General features: G+C 68.7%; 21 protein-coding genes. 5 read left to right on the plus strand and 16 right to left on the minus strand.

What is annotated here, in order from left to right; all coding sequences use genetic code 11:
- Window positions 1–25: 25 nt before the first annotated feature.
- Both fnr and H610_RS0109370 read left to right on the plus strand, forming a co-directional pair.
- Window positions 26–760 (plus strand): fumarate/nitrate reduction transcriptional regulator Fnr, encoded by a 735-nt coding sequence (fnr, locus tag H610_RS0109365; protein WP_028239409.1) that lies wholly within the window; start codon window positions 26–28, stop codon window positions 758–760.
- 15 nt (window positions 761–775) lie between these two features.
- Window positions 776–1,324, plus strand: coding sequence for an adenine phosphoribosyltransferase (locus tag H610_RS0109370; RefSeq protein WP_028239410.1), 549 nt, complete (start codon window positions 776–778; stop codon window positions 1,322–1,324).
- Window positions 1,325–1,601: 277 nt separating this feature from the next.
- On the opposite strand, the gene H610_RS0109375 is transcribed toward H610_RS0109370, so the two are convergent.
- The 8 genes from H610_RS0109375 to pdxB all read right to left on the minus strand — a co-directional run bounded on the left by H610_RS0109375 (window position 1,602) and on the right by pdxB (window position 9,429).
- Window positions 1,602–2,279, minus strand: coding sequence for a type 2 periplasmic-binding domain-containing protein (locus tag H610_RS0109375; protein WP_051231640.1), 678 nt, complete (start codon window positions 2,277–2,279; stop codon window positions 1,602–1,604).
- Window positions 2,280–2,288: 9 nt separating this feature from the next.
- A complete protein-coding gene (locus H610_RS0109380; protein ID WP_028239412.1) occupies window positions 2,289–3,062 on the minus strand; it encodes an ABC transporter permease in 774 nt (257 codons plus the stop codon).
- Window positions 3,059–3,805 carry an ABC transporter ATP-binding protein gene (locus H610_RS0109385; protein ID WP_028239413.1) on the minus strand — a complete coding sequence of 249 codons (747 nt, stop codon included), beginning with the start codon at window positions 3,803–3,805 and terminating at the stop codon, window positions 3,059–3,061. The genes H610_RS0109380 and H610_RS0109385 overlap by 4 nt, the downstream gene beginning before the upstream one ends.
- A gap of 84 nt (window positions 3,806–3,889) precedes the next feature.
- Window positions 3,890–4,879: an ABC transporter substrate-binding protein gene (locus H610_RS0109390; RefSeq protein WP_028239414.1), complete on the minus strand. Its 990-nt coding sequence runs from the start codon at window positions 4,877–4,879 to the stop codon at window positions 3,890–3,892.
- Between the two features lie 125 nt (window positions 4,880–5,004).
- A complete protein-coding gene (recR, locus tag H610_RS0109395) occupies window positions 5,005–5,604 on the minus strand; it encodes a recombination mediator RecR (RefSeq protein WP_028239415.1) in 600 nt (199 codons plus the stop codon).
- A 113-nt stretch (window positions 5,605–5,717) separates the two neighbouring features.
- Window positions 5,718–6,044 carry a YbaB/EbfC family nucleoid-associated protein gene (locus H610_RS0109400; RefSeq protein WP_008567825.1) on the minus strand — a complete coding sequence of 109 codons (327 nt, stop codon included), beginning with the start codon at window positions 6,042–6,044 and terminating at the stop codon, window positions 5,718–5,720.
- A 14-nt stretch (window positions 6,045–6,058) separates the two neighbouring features.
- Window positions 6,059–8,143: a DNA polymerase III subunit gamma/tau gene (dnaX, locus tag H610_RS0109405; RefSeq protein ID WP_028239416.1), complete on the minus strand. Its 2,085-nt coding sequence runs from the start codon at window positions 8,141–8,143 to the stop codon at window positions 6,059–6,061.
- Between the two features lie 131 nt (window positions 8,144–8,274).
- Window positions 8,275–9,429, minus strand: coding sequence for a 4-phosphoerythronate dehydrogenase PdxB (gene pdxB / locus H610_RS0109410; RefSeq protein ID WP_028239417.1), 1,155 nt, complete (start codon window positions 9,427–9,429; stop codon window positions 8,275–8,277).
- A gap of 138 nt (window positions 9,430–9,567) precedes the next feature.
- Here pdxB and H610_RS0109415 point away from each other — a divergent pair, with 138 nt between their 5' ends.
- A complete protein-coding gene (locus H610_RS0109415; protein ID WP_028239418.1) occupies window positions 9,568–10,953 on the plus strand; it encodes an MATE family efflux transporter in 1,386 nt (461 codons plus the stop codon).
- Between the two features lie 3 nt (window positions 10,954–10,956).
- Here the strand turns inward: H610_RS0109415 and H610_RS0109420 are convergent, their stop codons facing one another.
- Window positions 10,957–11,712, minus strand: a complete 756-nt coding sequence (locus H610_RS0109420; protein ID WP_028239419.1) for a sulfite exporter TauE/SafE family protein — start codon at window positions 11,710–11,712, stop codon at window positions 10,957–10,959.
- Window positions 11,713–11,816: 104 nt separating this feature from the next.
- Here H610_RS0109420 and H610_RS0109425 point away from each other — a divergent pair, with 104 nt between their 5' ends.
- Window positions 11,817–12,782 carry a LysR family transcriptional regulator gene (locus H610_RS0109425; protein ID WP_028239420.1) on the plus strand — a complete coding sequence of 322 codons (966 nt, stop codon included), beginning with the start codon at window positions 11,817–11,819 and terminating at the stop codon, window positions 12,780–12,782.
- Window positions 12,783–12,792: 10 nt separating this feature from the next.
- Here the strand turns inward: H610_RS0109425 and H610_RS0109430 are convergent, their stop codons facing one another.
- Together H610_RS0109430 and speE are read right to left on the minus strand one after the other, a co-directional pair.
- Window positions 12,793–13,134, minus strand: a complete 342-nt coding sequence (locus H610_RS0109430; RefSeq protein WP_028239421.1) for a ribonuclease E inhibitor RraB — start codon at window positions 13,132–13,134, stop codon at window positions 12,793–12,795.
- Between the two features lie 171 nt (window positions 13,135–13,305).
- Entirely contained in the window at window positions 13,306–14,166 is an 861-nt protein-coding gene (speE, locus tag H610_RS0109435) for a polyamine aminopropyltransferase (RefSeq protein WP_028239422.1), read from the minus strand.
- A 334-nt stretch (window positions 14,167–14,500) separates the two neighbouring features.
- On the opposite strand from speE, the gene H610_RS0109440 reads away from it, so the two are divergent.
- Window positions 14,501–15,385, plus strand: coding sequence for a DNA-3-methyladenine glycosylase family protein (locus H610_RS0109440; RefSeq protein WP_028239423.1), 885 nt, complete (start codon window positions 14,501–14,503; stop codon window positions 15,383–15,385).
- Window positions 15,386–15,396: 11 nt separating this feature from the next.
- Here the strand turns inward: H610_RS0109440 and H610_RS0109445 are convergent, their stop codons facing one another.
- The 5 genes from H610_RS0109445 to H610_RS0109465 all read right to left on the minus strand — a co-directional run bounded on the left by H610_RS0109445 (window position 15,397) and on the right by H610_RS0109465 (window position 17,733).
- Entirely contained in the window at window positions 15,397–15,957 is a 561-nt protein-coding gene (locus tag H610_RS0109445; RefSeq protein WP_028239424.1) for a histidine phosphatase family protein, read from the minus strand.
- Window positions 15,958–16,007: 50 nt separating this feature from the next.
- Window positions 16,008–16,199 carry a PLDc N-terminal domain-containing protein gene (locus H610_RS0109450; RefSeq protein WP_028239425.1) on the minus strand — a complete coding sequence of 64 codons (192 nt, stop codon included), beginning with the start codon at window positions 16,197–16,199 and terminating at the stop codon, window positions 16,008–16,010.
- Between the two features lies 1 nt (window position 16,200).
- Window positions 16,201–16,410, minus strand: a complete 210-nt coding sequence (locus H610_RS0109455; RefSeq protein WP_028239426.1) for a PLD nuclease N-terminal domain-containing protein — start codon at window positions 16,408–16,410, stop codon at window positions 16,201–16,203.
- Window positions 16,411–16,494: 84 nt separating this feature from the next.
- The gene (gene mtnC / locus H610_RS0109460) at window positions 16,495–17,178 is read right to left on the minus strand and encodes an acireductone synthase (RefSeq protein WP_028239427.1); all 684 of its coding nucleotides are present in this window, start codon (window positions 17,176–17,178) and stop codon (window positions 16,495–16,497) included.
- Between the two features lie 9 nt (window positions 17,179–17,187).
- Window positions 17,188–17,733, minus strand: a complete 546-nt coding sequence (locus tag H610_RS0109465) for a 1,2-dihydroxy-3-keto-5-methylthiopentene dioxygenase (protein WP_028239428.1) — start codon at window positions 17,731–17,733, stop codon at window positions 17,188–17,190.
- Window positions 17,734–17,771 lie beyond the last annotated feature (38 nt).

Below are 17,771 nucleotides of genomic sequence, written 5' to 3' on the forward strand. Positions count from 1 at the left end.
AAACCGTTCTGCGTCAGGAATCCCCATGTCAGAGTCAACCAAGGCGAGCCTCCTGCGCCAAGCCCACTGCAAGGATTGCAGTCTGGCTGGCCTCTGCCTGCCCATTTCCCTCAACATGCAGGACATGGACGCGCTCGACGAGATCGTCAAGCGCGGCCGCCCGCTGAAGAAGGGCGAGACGCTGTTCCGCCAGGGTGATCGCTTCCACTCGGTGTTCGCCGTACGCTCGGGCGCCCTGCGAACGTTCAGCGTGACGGACAGCGGCGAAGAGCAGATCACCGGCTTCCATCTGCCGAGCGAGCTGGTGGGCCTGTCGGGCATGGATACCGAGGCCTATCCGGTCTCCGCACAGGCGCTGGAAACCACATCGGTGTGCGAGATTCCGTTCGAGAAGCTCGACGAGCTCAGCCTCATGCTGCCGCAGCTGCGCCGGCAGCTGATGCGCATCATGAGCCGCGAGATCCGCGACGATCAGCAGATGATGCTGCTGCTCTCGAAGAAGTCGGCCGACGAGCGCATCGCCACCTTCCTGGTCAACCTCTCGGCGCGCTTCAGCGCCCGCGGGTTCTCCGCCAACCAGTTCCGCCTGTCGATGTCGCGCAACGAGATCGGCAACTTCCTCGGCCTCGCGGTGGAAACCGTTTCGCGCGTTTTCACCCGTTTCCAGCAGAACGGACTGATCGAAGCCGAAGGCAAGGAAGTGCGCATCCTCGACTCCATCGGCCTGTGCGCCCTCGCCGGCGGCAACATGGACGCCTGACGGCCGGAGCCCGCCATGATCTTCGACGAATTCGCGATCAAGACGCTCATCCGCCCGGTGCCGGACTTCCCCTCGCCTGGCGTGATCTTCCGTGACATCACACCGATCTTCCAGTCGCCGCGGGCGGTACGGATGGTCGCCGACAGCTTCATCCAGCGCTACGTGGAAGCCGACTTCAGCCACATCGGGGCACTGGACGCACGCGGCTTCCTCATCGGCTCGATCATCGCCTACGAGCTGAACAAGCCGCTGATCCTGTTCCGCAAGCAGGGCAAGCTGCCTGCCGAGGTGTTCAGCGAGTCGTACCGCACCGAATACGGCGAGGCGCACCTGGAAGTGCACGCCGACTGCCTCTGCGAAGGCGACCAGGTGCTGCTGTTCGACGACCTGATCGCCACCGGCGGCACCCTGCTGGCCGCCACCCAACTGGTCAGGCGGATGCGCGCCAGCGTCTACGAAGCGGCCGCCATCATCGATCTGCCCGAACTGGGCGGCTCGCGCCGCCTGCAGGACATCGGCATCCCCACCTTCACGCTCACCGCCTTCGGCCTCGACGAGCACTGAGCACGGAACTCGGCCCGACGCTGCGACCCAGGCCCGCTCCGAAGTCCAGCAGGGCCCCCGCCCGACTCGAACTCGCACTCAGCCACCCGGGCCCCGGCCTACGCCGGGGCGACGGCCAGGGAGAAGGCCGCACACCACAGCGACAACCCCACCCCCGTCGTACCGGCGCAGGCCGGTACCAGAGGCGCCCGCCGCGGCGCTCGCGGATACAAGCACCGCAGCCAGCTCTGGAATCAGGCGATCGCTCTTTCTGCCAGTTACAGGGGGTATCAGCCGGTCAGTGGCAATCCAGCGTATCGGCGAGCACGTAGGCCTGGAAGGCAACCTCGTGGACCCAGGTCTGGGTCAGGCTATCCAGTTCGCCGCTCTTGCGCAGCGTCGCCACCACCTTCTCGAGCGCGGCCTGTTCCGCCGGATCGGCTGGAGCGGCCCGCAACTCGGCGACCGACGTCTTCAACGGCGGCAGCAGGCGGTTGTACCTGCGCCATTCCGGCAGGCCGGCGATGTCGCGCAGCAGCCGCTCGTCCTCGACCACGGCCCTGCACTCACCGAGCTTGAGGCCGTTAAGCGCGTGCGCCGTACTGGGATAGGCGCGCGGCTGGCCGCCGTACAGCCTGGCCACCGTCTCGGCATGCGGGCTGCCGGCGGTGACGCAGAACGGCTGGCCGCGCAGCGCCGCCCAGTTCTTCAGGCCGCCTTCGCCGGCGGTCAGTGCCGCGGCGCGCGAGGCGTAGAGCACCGCGCCTTCGGGCTGCGCGCCGAGGGTCAGGGCGCTGCCCGGCTGCCACTGCGCCAGCAGCCGGGCAGCCAGCTGCTGCTCGAAGCTGTCGGCCGGCACGGCCTGGTCGCTGGCGCGCAGCGGGCGGTAATCGCCGACCAGCCGGTAGCCCGGCTCCGCCAGCGCCGGGGCGCAGAGGCCGCAGAGCATCAGCAGTGTCAGCAACCAGCGGGTCATGGACGCACCTCAGACGTACTGATAGCGCAGCACGCGCTGCTTGAATTTCTCCAGCACCACCTGATCGATCAGCGTCGCCAGGATGGCGATCACCAGGATGTTCATCATCACCCCGACCATGTCGGCGATCTCGCCCGAGTAGGCCAGCGAGCGCCCCAGGCCCTGGCCGAAGCCGATCAGCATTTCGGCCGAGATCAGCGCCCGCCAGGCGTTGCCGAAGGCCAGCTGGGCGCCGGTGATCAACTCCGGCATCACCGCCGGCAGGTAGACGCGGCGCAGCAGCTGCCAGCGGCTGGCGCCCATCACCCGGGCGGCGGAAACGTGCACCGGCTGGACGCTCTCGGTCGCGTTCATCACCGACAGCGCCATCGGGAAGAAGGCCGCCAGCGCCACCACCACGATGATCGGCAGGTTACCGAAGCCCATGACGATGAGGAACAGCGGCACCCAGGCGATCGAGGGGATCGACTGCAGGATGACGATCGCCGAGCGCAGCGTCTCGCGGAAGAAGAACAGCACCCCGCCGACCAGGCCGAAGCCGATGCCGAACAGCAGGGCGAAACCGTAGCCGCTGCCCAGGCGACTCATGCTGCCCAGCAGGCCGGCGCGGAATTCCTCCTGCTGCACCGCTTCGATCAGCCGATCGATCACGGTGGGGATGCCCGGCATGAGGAACGACGGCAGGCTCCAGGCGGCGGCCTGCCAGATGAGTGCGATGAAGGCGATCGCCAGCACCACGGCCAGGTACTTTTTGGGACCTGTCAAACGACGCGCCTGGCTCATGCGTGCTCCACCTCGGTCTTGATGCCCAGCAGGCTGAGGATCTCCTTGCGCTCGGCGGCGAACCCGGAGAGGTCGTGGCTCTTTTCGCAATGGGCGAAATCGAACGCCTTCAGCACCCGTGCCGGGCGCGAGCTGAACACCAGCACGTGATCGGCAAGATAGAGCGCCTCGTCGACGTCGTGGGTCACCAGCAGCACGGTCGGCTGGTGCTCCTCGATGAGGTCGCGCAGCACGTCCTGCAGTGCCATGCGCGTCAGCGCATCGAGCGCGCCGAAGGGCTCGTCGAGCAGCAGCACCTCGGGCTTGGCGATGAAGGCGCGGGCCAGCGCCGTGCGCTGGCGCATGCCGCCGGAAACCTGGTGCGGGTAATAGTGCTCGAAGCCGGCGAGATTGACCCGGCCGAGCCAGTTGGTTGCCTCACGGAATGCGGTGGCCTTGTCCGTGCCCTGCAGCTCCAGGGCCATGGCGACGTTCGCCTGCAGGGTCAGCCAGGGATAGAGCGCGTGCTCCTGGAACACCAGGGTGCGCCGCGGGCCCGGGCCCGCGACCGGCCTGCCGTCGGCCAGCACACGCCCGCCGCTGGGTTTTTCCAGCCCCGCCACCAGGTGCAGCAGGGTGGACTTGCCGCAGCCGGACGGACCGACCAGCGCGACCAGCTCGCCCTGCCCCACTTCGCGGCTGAAGCCCTTGATGACCTCCAGCTCGCCGAAGCGCTTGTCTACGTTTTCAAAGCTCAGTTGCATGAAGATTCCATCTCGCCCTCTGGGCGCCTGAAACGACGCTGCCCAGCCGGGTGGCTGGGCAGCGGTGAACATACGCCGGAACGATCAGAGCTCGCGGGCCTGCTGCCACGACAGGTCGAGTATCGCGGCGGTGTCGAACGGCTTGCCGTCGCGGGTCTTGAGCGCCCCCTGCGACTGCAGGATGTCCGCCAGTTCCTGGATGCGGCCCAGGTCGTCTTCATCCAGCTTGGCGCTGAAGGTCTGGGTTGCGATCGCTTCCTCGATCACCTGCTCGCGCGGCAGCTCGCCGCGCTTGAGGGTCTTGAGCGTTGGCTCGGCGATGAAGTAGTCGGCGATCAGCTTGGCGGCCTCGGCCGGCTGGTTCTCCAGCATCTCGATGGCTTCGCGCTGGGCGTCGAGGGACTTCCACACGGCATCCTTGCGCTTCTCCAGCGTGGCGCCCGAAGTGATCACCACCATGCAGGGGAACGGCCAGACTTCGCCGATCTCGTAGATCTGCCGGACCGGAGCCACCAGTTGCGCGATACGGTCGTAGGGCTCGAACAGGAAGGCCGCGTCCACCCGGCCGGAGACCAGCGACTGCACGGCGACCGCCGGGCTGACGCCCATGATGTTCACGTCCTTGGCCTCGACGCCGGCGTTCTTCAGCGTCACGCCGCGCAGTACGGTGTCGGCGGTGCTGCCTTCCTTCTGCGACGCCAGGGTGTGGCCCTTGAGGTCGGCCACGTCATCGATTTCGGTGCCTTCGCGGGCGACGATCGAGTGGTAGCCCTGCTGGGCGCCGCCGACCACCTTGAGGTCCGCGCCCTTGGAGGCCCAGGCCACGGCATTGGTGAAGCCGAGCACGCCAGTGTCGAGCTGACCGCCGACGATCGCCTTGATCAGGTCGGTACCGGAGCTGAATTCCACCAGTTCGACGTCGAGGCCGTGCTTGGCATACAGGCCGGCCTCGTGGGCGACCATGGCCTGGGCATCGTCCATCACCCGGATGAAACCGATCTTCATCTTCTCCTGCGCCTGGGCGAACACGCTGACGAGCACCAGGGCAGGAATAAGCCAGAATTTAACCTTCATTCGAAACGACCTCGTAGGCAGTTATAACCAGATCGAAGCATCTAATGCTTTTTAGTTATTGATGTCGGATGGCTTATAACTCTACACCAGTCGCAGAGCGATGTGCATCAGATATGTCATCGCCATCATGGCTGGATCGGCTTACGGCCGGCGAATGCGTGCGCCAGGGTGCCGCCGTCGACCATCTCCAGCTCGCCGCCCAGCGGAACGCCATGGGCGATCCGGCTGACCGTCAGCGCCTTGGACGCGAGCAGCTGGGCGATATAGTGCGCGGTCGCCTCGCCCTCGACCGTCGGGTTGGTGGCGAGGATGACCTCGGCGAAGGCGCCGGCCTCGATGCGCGCCATCAGCTCGGGAATGCCGATGGCCTCCGGGCCGAGGCCGTCCAGCGGCGACAGGTGCCCCTTGAGCACGAAATAACGGCCGCGAAAACCGGTCTGGTCGATGGCAAAGACGTCCATGGGCCCCTGCACCACGCACAGCAGGCTGTCGTCGCGCCGCGGGTCGGCGCACTGCGGGCACAGCTCGTCCTCGCTCAGGGTGCGGCATTGCCGGCAATGACCGACGCCTTCCATCGCGCGGCTGAGCGCCTGGGCCAGCCGCAGGCCGCCGCTGCGGTCGCGCTCGAGCATCTGCAACGCCATGCGCTGGGCGCTCTTCTGCCCGACGCCGGGCAGGATGCGCAATGCGTCGATGAGTTGGCGAATCAGGGGGCTGAAGCTCATGTAAATCTCAAGGCTGGAGGCTGGAGGCTGGAAGCCGATCAGTACGCGAGTCGTAGCCAGAATGCTCTGTACGTTCTCTCTTCCAGCTTCAGGCTTTTGGCTTCAAGCTGCTTTTAGAACGGCATCTTGAAGCCCGGCGGGAGCTGCATGCCGGCGGTCATGCCGGCCATCTTTTCCTGGCTGTTCTGCTCGATCTTGCGCACCGCGTCGTTGACCGCGGCAGCGATCAGGTCTTCGAGGATTTCCTTGTCCTCCTGCATCAGGCTGTCGTCCAGGCTGACGCGCTTGACGTCGTGCCGGCCGTTCATCACCACGCTCACCAGACCGGCGCCGGACTGACCGGTCACCTCGGCGTTGGCCAGCTCCTCCTGCATCTTCTGCATCTTTTCCTGCATCTGCTGGGCCTGCTTCATCAGGCCGGCCATGCCACCTTTCATCATGGGATGTACCTCGGTCAGGGTTCTGAGTGTTCAACGGGTTCGATGGTATCTTCGCGAACCACCGCGGCAAACTGCTCCATCAGTTGCTGGACGACGGGGTCGCTCATGATCGACTGCTCGGCCGCCCGCTGCCGCTCGCGGCGTTTGCGCGCGGCGGCCTGCGCGGGGGTTTCCTGCTCGGGCGCCTGCAAGTCGATGGTCAGGGTCAGCGGGCGCCCGTGGTATTGATTCAGGGCCTCGTTCACGCGGCGTTGCTGGGTGGCATTGAACAGGGCGCTCTGCGCCGGATCCAGGTGCAGCGTCCAGTGGTCGCCCTCGACCGCGACCAGCGTGCAGTTGGCCGCGATGCTGCCGGTCAGGCCGGACAGCCCGAGCTGCGGGAACAGCTCCAGCCATTGCGCGGCGAGGCCGGTGGCCGGTCGCGCGGCCGGCTCGGGCTCGGCGGGGGCCGGCTCCTCGCGAACCTGGTCGATGTCGTTGAGAAAGGCCTCCACCTGCGACTCGACTTCGAAATAGTCCTCGTCGGTCAGCGGCGGCTCTTCCTCCTCCACCTCGTTGACTACCACCACGGTGGCGACGTGCTCCTCGGCCGAAGGCTCGGGTGAGACGCCCTGTCCCGCCTCCCCGGCCTCCTCCGCGGCCGCCCGGTCGGCCGCCACCGGCGGCGTGGCCGGCGGCTCTTCCCAGGGCAGGTCGATGCGCTGCGGCTCCACCGGCTCGGCCACACCGCTTGGCGACGGGACCTCGACAGTCGGCGCTTCCGGCGCCGGGGCAGGCTGCTCCGGCGCCTGGACGGGCGGTGCCGGCTGCGCCGCTGCGGGTGCCGGGGCGACGGGCGCAGGAGCCGGAGCCTGGGTGACCGGTGCGGGGACAGGCGCCGGGGCGACGGCAGGTGCCGCCGCGGGAGGCGGCATCGATGGGGTGGCCGCCGGGGCCACCTGGGGCGCCTGGGAATCAGTCGTGGCCGGGCTGATTCCCAGGTGCTTTAGCGGTGTCTGCGGTGTACTCTCGCTGCCGGCGGGGCGGAACGCCAGCATGCGCAGCAGGACCATCTCGAAGCCGCTGCGCGGATCTGGTGCCAGCGGCAGGTCGCGACGGCCGATCAGGCCCATCTGGTAATAGAACTGCACGTCCTCGGCCGGCAGCGCCCGGGCCAGCGCCAGCACCCGGTCGCGGTCGCCCTGGCCGTTGTCCACCGCCTCCGGCAGCGCCTGGGCGACGGCCACCCGGTGCAGCACGTTGAGCATCTCGGCCAGCACGCCGGACCAGTCGGGCCCCTGCTCGGCGAGCTGGCGCACCGCCTCGAGCAACGCCCGCGCATCGCCTTCGAGCAGCGCCTGCAGCACTCCGTAGACCTGGCCGTGGTCCAGCGTGCCGAGCATCGCCCGCACGTCGGCGGCCAGCACCCGGCCCTCGCCGAAGGCGATGGCCTGGTCGGTAAGGCTCATGGCATCGCGCATCGAGCCGTCGGCCGCGCGCCCGAGCAGCCAGAGCGCATCCTCCTCGAACGGCACCTGCTCGACGCCGAGCACGTGGCTCAGGTGCTCGACCACCCGCTCCGGCGGCATGTTCTTCAGGGAGAACTGCAGGCAGCGCGAGAGGATGGTGACCGGCAGCTTCTGCGGGTCGGTGGTGGCGAGCAGGAACTTAACGTGCGGCGGCGGCTCTTCGAGTGTCTTGAGCAGGGCGTTGAACGAGTGCGTCGAAAGCATGTGCACTTCGTCGATCAGGTAGACCTTGTAGCGGCCGCGGCTGGGCGCGTACTGCACGTTGTCGAGCAACTCGCGGGTGTCCTCGACCTTGGTCCGGCTCGCCGCGTCGACCTCGATCAGGTCGACGAAGCGGCCCTCGTCGATCTCGCGGCACACCGAACACTGGCCGCAGGGCGTCGAGCTGATGCCGGTCTCGCAGTTCAGGCACTTGGCGATGATCCGGGCGATGGTGGTCTTGCCCACGCCACGGGTGCCGGTGAACAGGTAGGCGTGGTGAAGGCGCTGGTTGTCCAGGGCGTTGATGAGCGCGCGCAGCACGTGGGTCTGGCCGACCATTTCGCGGAACGAGCGTGGACGCCACTTGCGGGCTAGCACCTGGTAACTCATAGGACCATCGCGGGGAAAAGCGGAGAGCGGACAATCCTAGCGGAGCAGGCCGCAAAATGCATCCGGCCGGCCGACCCTCGGCACGCACGCCATCCCAAAACACGCACGCGCCACCGTGCGCGACCGGCTCTTCAGCCCTCGCCGACCAGCTGCGCGCCGAGCGCCCTCACTACCCTGGCGCAGCCCGCGTCGGCGCCCGCCGGCAGCTCGACCTCCAGCCCGTCGATCTCGCGCCGCACCGGGTAGCCCTTGCGCAGCCGATCGAAACCCTCGCGGCGGGCCTGCTCGTCGCCCAGCAGGCTGCGCCGAAAATCCGCGTCGTCGCGGCGCGGGTCATAGACGGCGCGGCACAGGGTTTCCAGCAGGCGCGCCGGCGTCACCGTCGGGCCGAAGCCCAGTCGCCGCAAGGGTGCGGCCGGCATCAGCCCGGCCAGTTCCACCTGTGGCGCAAGCCCTTGCGCCCGGCACAGCGCCTGATAGATCTGCGCGGTGCCGCGCAGCTTGCCCTCCAGGCTGTAGCCGGCGATGTGCGGCGTGGCGATGCGGCACAGCTCGGCCAGCTCGGCGTCGGCCTGCGGCTCGCCTTCCCAGACGTCGAGCACCGCCTGCACGTCGGGCCGGCGCAGCAGCAGTTCGCGCAGGGCGGCGTTGTCGACCACCGCGCCACGGCTGGCATTGATCAGCCAGCTGCCGGGCAGCAGCCGCTCCAGCCGCTCGCGACCGAGCAGGTGGAAGGTCGCCAGCTCGCCGGACAGGGTCAGCGGGGTGTGCAGGCTGAGGGTGTCGCATTCGTTCAGCAGTCGGTCGAGCGAGACGAAATCGCCCGCCTCGCGCTGCTGGCGCGGCGGATCGCAGACCAGCACCTCCCAGCCCAGCCCCCGCAGCACCTCGACCAGTCGCCCGCCAACCTCGCCGGCACCGACCACGCCGTAGCGCCGCGTCGAAAGGTCGACGCCCTCCCACTCGGCCAGCGCCAGCAGGCTGCCGAGCACGTAGTCGACCACCCCGCGGGCGTTGCAGCCGGGCGCACGGGCCCAGGCGATCCCGGTGCGGTCGAGAAATTCCACGTCCAGGTGATCGGTGCCGATGGTGCAGGTGCCGACGAAGCGCACCGGCGTATGCTCGAGCAGCGCCTGGTCGACCGACGTCACCGAGCGCACCAGCAGCAGGTCGCACTGCTCGGTGGCCGCACGGTTGATCGCCCGGCCCGGCATGCGGCGAATCTCGCCGAGATGACCGAAGAAGGCCTCGACCAGGGGAATGTTTTCGTCGGCGAGAATGCGCATTGCAAGGAGATCCTCAAGGCAGAGCGCTGAAGTCTAGCAGGCGTCACTTTCAATACGGCGGGGCTCTGCATCGCGCTTTCTCGGTATCACGCGCACGCGTACACTAGCCCGCCCGCCTGTATACAACCGGATAGAAAGATGCCCGCCGAGGCCAGATTCCGGCGCGTTGGCAACGAACTGCGCGCGCTCTTCATCCTTGCCCTGCCGATCATGATCGCCCAGCTCGCCCACACCGCGATGGGCTTCGTCGACACGCTGATGGCCGGCCGCGTCAGCCCCGAAGACCTGGCCGCCGTGGCGCTGGGCAATTCCATCTGGGTGCCCACCTTCCTGCTGATGACCGGCGTGCTGCTGGCGACCACCCCCAAGGTGGCGCAGAAGCACGGAGCCGGCGAGACCGCGCAAATTGGCCCGCTGGTGCGCCAGGCGCTCTGGCTCGGCCTGGGCATCGGCACACTGTGCGCGCTGCTGCTGTGGAACGCCGCCCCGGTGATGCGCTGGATGCAGGTCGACCCGGCACTGGTCGAACCCTCGATGGCCTACCTGCGGGCGGTGGCCTGCGGCTTCCCGCCGATCGCCCTGTACCAGGTGCTGCGCTGCTTCAGCGACGGGCTCGGGCACACCCGGCCGAGCATGGTGCTGGGGCTGCTCGGGCTGCTGCTGAACATTCCGCTCAACTACGTGTTCATCTACGGCAAGCTCGGCCTGCCGGCGATGGGCGGGGTCGGCTGCGGCTGGGCCACCGCGCTGGTGATGCTGGCCATGCTGCTGGGCATGCTGTACTGGGTGCGCCGCGCACCCTGTTACCAGCCGAGCGGGCTGTTCAGCCATTTCGAGGCGCCGCGCTGGGACGAGATTCGCCGGTTGCTCGCCGTCGGCGTGCCGATCGGCGTCGCGGTGTTCGCCGAGGCGAGCATCTTCTCCGTCATCGCCCTGCTGATCGGCGGGCTCGGTGCCACCGTGGTCGCCGGGCACCAGATCGCCCTCAATTTCACCTCGCTGATCTTCATGATTCCGCTGTCGCTGGCGATGGCCATCACCGTCCGCGTCGGCCAGGCCCTCGGCCGCGGTGCGCCGCGCGACGCGCGCTTCGTCGCCGGCGTGGGGATGATCATGGCGCTACTCTACGCCTGCTTCTCGGCCAGCGGCATGCTGCTCCTGCGCGAGGACATCGCCCGCATCTACACGCCCGACCCGGCGGTGATCGCGATAGCCGCCAACCTGTTCTTCTACGCGGCGCTGTTCCAGTTCTCGGACGTGGTGCAGGTGACCGCCGCCGGCGCGCTGCGCGGCTACCAGGACACGCGGATGACGATGATCTTCACCCTGTTCGCCTACTGGGGCATCGGCCTGCCGATCGGCTACGCCCTCGGCCTGAGCGACTGGCTGGGCGAGCCGTCGGGCCCGAGCGGCCTCTGGCAGGGCCTGATCGCCGGCCTCAGCTGCGCCGCCGTGCTGCTGGGCATCCGCCTGGCGCGCAGCTCGCGCAAGCAGATCCGCCGGCGCGCGCGGGCGAGCGTCTGAGCCTCAGACTTCCAGCGCGAGCAGCACCGCGCTGAGCACCAGGAAACCGCTGAACATCGCCCGCAGCGTCCGCTCCGGCAGCGCGTGGGCCAGCTTCACCCCAAGGCTGATGCTGAGCAGCCCGCCGACAGCCAGCGGGAGCCCGAGCAGCCAGTCGACCTGGTCGTGCATGGCATAGGTGGCCAGCGTGATGCTGGTCGAAGGCAGCGCCAGCGACAGCGACAACCCCTGGGCGACGACCTGCGAAGCACCGAACACCGAGGTCAGCACGGGCGTCGCCAGCAGCGCGGCGCCGACCCCGAACAGCCCGCCCAGCGCGCCGGCGCCGCCGCCCAGGGCGGCCAGCCAGGGCCAGGAGTGGCGCAGGGTGGTGCCGCCCGGCGCGGTCTGCAGGAACACCCGCAGCAGGGTGTAGAGCGCCAGCACCAGCAGGAACCCGGCGAAGATCAGGCGCATCAGCACCGCATCGAGCGAAACCGCGATGGCGGCGCCGAAGTAGGCCAGACACAGGCTTGGGATGCCGAGCGCCAATGCATGACGCCAGTCGATCCGGTTGCGCTGGTTGTAGCGCCAGATGGCGAGCACCACGTTGGGCACCACCATCACCAGCGCGGTGCCCTGCGCCAGTTGCTGGTCGATACCGAACACGACCCCGATGACCGGAATGGCGATCAGCCCCCCGCCGATGCCGAACAACCCGCCCAGCGTTCCCAGCACCACACCCAACAGCACGTCCAGTCCGAATTCCAGCAGGCCCATCATTCACCTCGCAAACGATCGCGCACATGGTAGACGCCAGTGCTTGGCCTGGAAACGCACAAGCACGCACAATGGCTTTGCGTTTTCCTCACAGGCGAGCCCCGATGCAGCCCGATGCCCTCACCCAGCAGCTGAGCCTTTTCCTCGATGTCCTGGCCAGCGGGAGCTTTTCCGCGGCGGCGCGACAGCACTCGCTCACCCCCTCGGCCGTGGTCCGGCGGATCGACGCGCTGGAACGCTCGCTCGGCTGCCGGCTGTTCAGCCGCACCACCCATGCCGTGCGCCCGACCACCGCCGGCACCGCCTTCGCCGAACGCGCCCGGCGCGTGGTAAGGGAACTGCAGCTGGCCCGCGCCGAAGCCTCGGCGCGCGACGTCGGGCCGGAGGGACGCATCCGCATCGAGGCGCCCGCCCCCTTCGGCCGCCGGCTGCTGGCTCCGGCGCTGGTGGATTTCCTGGCGAGCTACCCCAACGTCGAGGTGCAACTGCGCCTGATCGACAGCTTCGTCGACCTGGGCGGCGAACACCTCGGCGAAGTGGACCTGGTGCTGCGGATCGGCGCGCTGGCCGACTCGCGCCTGGTGGCCACGCCGCTGGCACCGGTGATCCGCGTGGTCTGCGCCAGCCCGGCGTACCTTGCCCGGCGCGACGTGCCGCGTTCACCGCTGGAACTCACCGAGCACGAAGGCGTGGACTGGGATGCGCTGGGCCCGCCGCATGCCTGGCGCTTCGAGGTGGACGGCCGCCAGCGGCTGCTGCGCCCGGGGCGGCTGCGCTTCGTCGCCAGCAACGGCGAGGCCCTGCTGACCGCGGCGATCGCCGGCCTGGGCATCGCCCATCTGCCGACCTGGCTGGCCAGCGAAGCGCTGCTGCGCGGCGAACTGGTGCCACTGTTCTGCGAGCGCGGGCTGCCGCCGCCCGAACCGACCGGTATCCATGCGCTGCGCCTGACCCGCGAAGCCGACGCGCGCACGCGGCTGCTGCTGGAGTTCCTGAAGAACCGTTTCGGCCCGGTCGCGCCCTGGGACATGGCGCTGCAGAAAGGATTGATCCCGGCGCAGGCGCAGTGACCCCCGCGCCTCAGGCGCGCTGGACCTCGACTTCCTGCGTCACGCCCCAGCCGTCGACCACGCCACCGAGCGGCTCGACCAGGTTCTCAAGGTCCTGTTCGAAGTCGCCGATGCCGTCGTAGGTGGCGTACATCACCTTGCTGACCTGCAGGTTCCAGGCACCGTCGTCGCGGGCGTAGATCTGCGTGTTGGTCGACTCCCCGCGGAACTTGCTGGCGGCGATGCGCGCGCGTTTCTCGTCGGGGAAGATCGCGTAGAAATCGATCGGGTGGACGCGGGCAAAATCGAAACCGCCCTCTTTCATCCGCCGCAATACGGTGCTGCTGACATCCTCGTGGAAGGTGGCACTCATGAAAACAACCTCCTCTCAAGCGTGGATGAATCTGACCCTTCGAAGTTAGGAGCGCCTTGGCGCGTACGGGTTCCTCGCCTCGTCGGCGCCCTGGACAGGCGCACAGGCAGCCTGGCAAGGGGCTGCCTGTGCCTTCACGGACGGAGCGGGCGCTCCGTCCGCAGCCACGATTCAGACATTGCCGGGCTTGTTGATCGCCTGCAACACATATTGCGGCAGGGCGAAGGCGCCGAGGTGGATCTCGGGGTTGTAATAGCGGGTCACGATCCCGCTGCCGGCGAAGCGCTGGCGCAGCACGTCCAGTGGCACGCGGCGGCTGGCGCTGTCGCAGGCGCCCCAGGCGAAGGCCATGGCACCGCCGATGTAGGTCGGCACCGCGGCCTGGTAGAAGTGCCAGTCGGCGAACAGCCCGTTCATCCGCTGCGCGGTGGTCTGCACCTCGCCGAGCTGCATGAAGGGCGTGCCGTTCTGGGTGACCAGGATGCCGCCCTCGTTCAGGCAGCGGCGGCAGGCCTGGTAGAAATTCTCGGAGAACAGCACTTCGCCCGGACCGATGGGATCGGTGGAGTCGGAGATGATGACGTCGAAGCGCTCCTCGGTAGTGGCGACGAAGCGCATGCCGTCGTCGATCACCAGGTTCAGCCGCGGGTCGTCGAAGGCGCCGCGCGAGTGGTTGGGCAGGAACTCCTTGCACATCTGCACCACGGTGCCGTCGATCTCGACCATGGTGATGTGCTCCACCTCGCGATGCTTGGCCACCTCGCGCAGCATGCCGCCGTCGCCGCCGCCGATGATCAGCACCCGGCGCGCGCGGCCGTGGGCGAGGATCGGCACGTGGGTGAGTATCTCGTGGTAGATGAACTCGTCCGCCTCGGTGGTCTGGATCACGCCGTCCAGCGCCATCACGCGGCCCATGCGGGCGTTCTCGAAGATCACCAGATGCTGGTGCTCGGTGCGCACCTCGTGCAGCATCCGGTCGATCGCGAAGCGCTGGCCATAGCCGGCGTAGAGCGTTTCCTGGTAGTCGGTCATGGGCCGATCTCCATACAGGGTGAGCATCCGGGCGGCGCGCGCCCGTGCGGAAAAGGCGCGCATTCTACGTCGGCCTGCATGACAGGTCGAACCTCGTGGGAGGTGCGCCCTCGCGGCGACTGCGGGCCGGAACTCGTTCGCGGTCAAGACCGCTTCCACAAGAGCATCGCCCCGAGGTCGGGCCTCCCACAAAAGCAGGCAATGCTGCACCGGACCCTGTGGGAGGCGCGCCCTCGCGGCGACATGCCGGCCACTGACCTCGGCACGGCTCTTGGTGGGAGCAGCCACAATGCCAGGCAGGACAGCCGGCGGCCGAAGCGGTTATGGTGCCGCCATGAGCCTGCACATCAGCCACCTGCCCTACCGGGAACCCTGGGACTGGCGGCAGTTCCACCGCCATTTCTCGCTGCGCCTGCTGCCGGGCGTCGAGTACCTGGACGATAGCAGCTATGCCCGCACGTTCCGCCTCGCCGGCGTCAGCGGCTGGCTGCGGGTGCGCCCGCTGCCCGGCCTGGCGAGCCTCGAACTGACCCTCAGCGAGCTGCCCGAGACGCTGCACGAGCATCTCGAACGGCACGTGCGGCACATGTTCGACCTCGACCGCGACCCGGCGCAAATCCAGGCGCATTTCGCCGACGACCCGCTGCTCGGCCCGCTGGTCGCGGCCAGCCCCGCCCTGCGCCTGCCGGCTGCCTTCGATCCGTTCGAGCAGGCGGTGCGCGCAGTGGTCGGCCAGCAGGTGTCGATCAAGGCCGCGGTGACCATCACCCGGCGCATCGCCGAGCGACTCGGCGAGCCGCTGGTGGACGCCCCTCAGGCCGGACTCGACCGGCTGTTTCCGAGCCCGGAAGCGGTGGCCGGCGCCAGCCTCGACAACATCGGCATGCCCGCGCGGCGCCTGCAGACGCTGCAGCGCCTGGCCGCGGCGATTGCCGATGGGGCACTGGAGCTGCACGTGCGCGAGGGCGCGGACGAACTGGTCGAACGGCTGTGCCGGCTGCCGGGCATCGGCCCCTGGACGGCGGAGTACATCGCCCTGCGGGCGTTCGGCGATCCCGACGCCTTCCCAGCCGCCGACCTGGGCCTGCTCAAGGCGCCGCTGTGGGGGCCGGGCGGCATCGATGCGCGCAGCCTGACACGTCGCGCCGAAGCCTGGCGGCCATTGCGCGCCTACGCGGCGATTCATCTGTGGCAGAACTACGCCGGCGCGCCACCCTAGATCGCCCTTGCTCAGGGCGGCGGGATGCGCGCCAGCACCTGCGGCGGTTCGGCGAGCGGCAGCGCGAGGATCAGCCCCTCCCCGGAGCGCGCCCAGCCGCCGGTGAGCGCCGTGATGTTGACCTGATGGGCGACCAGCACGACCGGCGGCCCGGGCTCGAGGTTAGCCAGGTGGCGGCGCAGTTCGGCGGTCTGCACTGCCTCCCGGGAGCGGTCGTCGACGAAGGAATCCAGCGCGGGGAGCGCGTTCACCGGGCCCAGCCCCATCAGCTCCGCGGTTTCCCGGGCGCGGCACCAGCGACTGCTGAACACCCGTGCCCGCTCGATGCCCTGGCGGCGCAGCAGTTCGCCCCAGCGGCGCGCCTCGCCCCGGCCCACATCGTTCAGATTGCGCTGGGTGCTGCAGTCGTCGAGCCGATAGCCCGGCGGATCGCCGAATCCCGGCGCCGTGGCATGGCGGACCATGAGCACCGCGCGCCCCTGGGCCAGCGCCTGCCAGGCGGCGTCCGGCGGTTGCGCCCAGACGAGGCTGCCCAGCCCGGCGACCGCCAATGACAGCAGCCAGCGCCACATGCTAGCGGCTCAGAGGATACGCCGCGGCCTGGCGCCGCCGGTACCGGCCATCACAACCTCACCTTGCCGATGCGCAGCGCCGCCAGCGCCCAGCAGATCAGGCCGATCACCGGCGCAACGACGATCACCACGCTCCACACGACCTTGCGCCCGGTCTCGATCCGGCTGCGCCAGACGTGGACGATGGCGATCACGTCCAGTACAGCCACCATCACCGCGACGAAGGCGCCGAGCCCGTCCATCTCAGGGCTTCAGGCTGGAACGGTCGTCGATGCGGTTGCCACGCGGCCCCATGATGCCCCAGAGAATCAGGCCAAGCACCGGCAGGATGACGATCAACAGGATCCACAGGACCTTCTTGCCGCCGCTGGCATCGCTGCGCACGATGCTGATGATCGCCCAGATATCCAGCGCCAGGATGATCAGGCCGAAAATGCCGCCAAATGCGTCCATGGTCGTCTCCCGTATCGATGGTCTCCCAATTGGGATACCGCCGGATGCGCAGGGTTCAGTCCGCCGGACGCGATGCCAGAGCGCTCAGGCGCCGGCGGGATCGATCTCGGCGAAGCTCGCCACCGTCCGGTGGCCTTCCAGCGTGCCGCCGTCGCGGGCCAGTCCGCAGGTCCGCAACCCCGAGGCGCGCGCCGCGTCCAGTTCCTCGACCACGTCGGAAAGAAACAGGATCTCGCCGGCCGGCAGCCCGATCGCCCCGGCGATGCGCGCGTAGGATTCGGCCTCGCGCTTGGGCCCGGAGGTGGTGTCGAAGTAGCCGGAGAACAACGGCGTCAGGTCGCCGGCCTCGGAGCAGCCGAAGATCAGCTTCTGCGCCTGGATCGAGCCGGAGGAATACACGTAGAGCCCCAGCCCCTCGGCCTTCCAGCGACGCAGCGCGTCCACCGCATCCGGGTAGACGTGGCCGCGGATCTCCCCGGCCTGGTAGCCCTGCTGCCAGATCATCCCCTGCAGGGCCTTGAGCGAGGTGGCCTTGCGGTCGGCGTCGATCCAGCCGAGCAGGATCTCGACGGTGCGCTCCAGCGAGGCCCCCGGCTCGCCGGCGTCCTGCCGCGTGGCGTCCAGCTGGGCAGCGACCTCGGGTTCGTCGGCATGCGCGCGAACGAAGGCCGGCAGATGACGGCGGGCGTACGGAAAGAGCACGTCGAACACGAAACTGACGGCGCTGGTGGTGCCCTCGATGTCGGTGAGGATGGCCTTGATCGGCATGGGCGGTCCTCAGTCTTCCAGGCGCGGGAAGCGGGCGGCGATGTCCTCGCCGGTGAACTGCGCCACCCAGCCTTCCGGGTTGTTGAACAGGCGGATGGCGACGAAGTGCGGATTCTCGCCCATGTCGAACCAGTGCGGTGTGCCGGCCGGCACCGAGATCAGGTCGTTCTTCTCGCAGAGCACGGCGAACACCCGGTCGCCGATGTGCAGGGTGAACAGCCCGCGGCCGGCGACGAAGAAGCGTACCTCGTCCTCGGCATGCCGGTGCTCGTCGAGGAACTTGGCGCGCAGCTCGGCCTTCTGCGGGTGGTCGCTGTTCAGGCTGATCACGTCGACGGTGACGTAGCCGCGCTCGGTCATCAGCTTGTCGATCTGCGGCCGGTAGGCGGCGATCACCTCCTCCTGGCTGGCGCCGGCGGCCACCGGCGCGCTGGCCTCCCAGCGTTCGAAGCGCACGCCGACCTCGGCCAGGGTGGCGCCGATGTCCTCGGGATGGGTGAGCACCTTCATCGGCTGCTCGGGATGGGTGTCCTGGTAAACGCTCAGAATGCTCATGGCAATGCCTCTCGGTGGCGACGGCGGTCGCGGGTCAG

The organism is Stutzerimonas azotifigens DSM 17556 (genome assembly GCF_000425625.1).
GTDB classification, from domain to species: domain Bacteria; phylum Pseudomonadota; class Gammaproteobacteria; order Pseudomonadales; family Pseudomonadaceae; genus Stutzerimonas; species Stutzerimonas azotifigens.

Bases quoted from the DNA above. Each gene is read 5' to 3' on its own strand.
- fnr (WP_028239409.1), top strand. From the start codon at position 26: ATGTCAGAGTCAACCAAGGCGAGCCTCCTGCGCCAAGCCCACTGCAAG.
- H610_RS0109370 (WP_028239410.1), top strand. From the start codon at position 776: ATGATCTTCGACGAATTCGCGATCAAGACGCTCATCCGCCCGGTGCCG.
- H610_RS0109375 (WP_051231640.1), bottom strand. From the start codon at position 2,279: ATGACCCGCTGGTTGCTGACACTGCTGATGCTCTGCGGCCTCTGCGCC.
- H610_RS0109380 (WP_028239412.1), bottom strand. From the start codon at position 3,062: ATGAGCCAGGCGCGTCGTTTGACAGGTCCCAAAAAGTACCTGGCCGTG.
- H610_RS0109385 (WP_028239413.1), bottom strand. From the start codon at position 3,805: ATGCAACTGAGCTTTGAAAACGTAGACAAGCGCTTCGGCGAGCTGGAG.
- H610_RS0109390 (WP_028239414.1), bottom strand. From the start codon at position 4,879: ATGAAGGTTAAATTCTGGCTTATTCCTGCCCTGGTGCTCGTCAGCGTG.
- recR (WP_028239415.1), bottom strand. From the start codon at position 5,604: ATGAGCTTCAGCCCCCTGATTCGCCAACTCATCGACGCATTGCGCATC.
- H610_RS0109400 (WP_008567825.1), bottom strand. From the start codon at position 6,044: ATGATGAAAGGTGGCATGGCCGGCCTGATGAAGCAGGCCCAGCAGATG.
- dnaX (WP_028239416.1), bottom strand. From the start codon at position 8,143: ATGAGTTACCAGGTGCTAGCCCGCAAGTGGCGTCCACGCTCGTTCCGC.
- pdxB (WP_028239417.1), bottom strand. From the start codon at position 9,429: ATGCGCATTCTCGCCGACGAAAACATTCCCCTGGTCGAGGCCTTCTTC.
- H610_RS0109415 (WP_028239418.1), top strand. From the start codon at position 9,568: ATGCCCGCCGAGGCCAGATTCCGGCGCGTTGGCAACGAACTGCGCGCG.
- H610_RS0109420 (WP_028239419.1), bottom strand. From the start codon at position 11,712: ATGGGCCTGCTGGAATTCGGACTGGACGTGCTGTTGGGTGTGGTGCTG.
- H610_RS0109425 (WP_028239420.1), top strand. From the start codon at position 11,817: ATGCAGCCCGATGCCCTCACCCAGCAGCTGAGCCTTTTCCTCGATGTC.
- H610_RS0109430 (WP_028239421.1), bottom strand. From the start codon at position 13,134: ATGAGTGCCACCTTCCACGAGGATGTCAGCAGCACCGTATTGCGGCGG.
- speE (WP_028239422.1), bottom strand. From the start codon at position 14,166: ATGACCGACTACCAGGAAACGCTCTACGCCGGCTATGGCCAGCGCTTC.
- H610_RS0109440 (WP_028239423.1), top strand. From the start codon at position 14,501: ATGAGCCTGCACATCAGCCACCTGCCCTACCGGGAACCCTGGGACTGG.
- H610_RS0109445 (WP_028239424.1), bottom strand. From the start codon at position 15,957: ATGTGGCGCTGGCTGCTGTCATTGGCGGTCGCCGGGCTGGGCAGCCTC.
- H610_RS0109450 (WP_028239425.1), bottom strand. From the start codon at position 16,199: ATGGACGGGCTCGGCGCCTTCGTCGCGGTGATGGTGGCTGTACTGGAC.
- H610_RS0109455 (WP_028239426.1), bottom strand. From the start codon at position 16,410: ATGGACGCATTTGGCGGCATTTTCGGCCTGATCATCCTGGCGCTGGAT.
- mtnC (WP_028239427.1), bottom strand. From the start codon at position 17,178: ATGCCGATCAAGGCCATCCTCACCGACATCGAGGGCACCACCAGCGCC.
- H610_RS0109465 (WP_028239428.1), bottom strand. From the start codon at position 17,733: ATGAGCATTCTGAGCGTTTACCAGGACACCCATCCCGAGCAGCCGATG.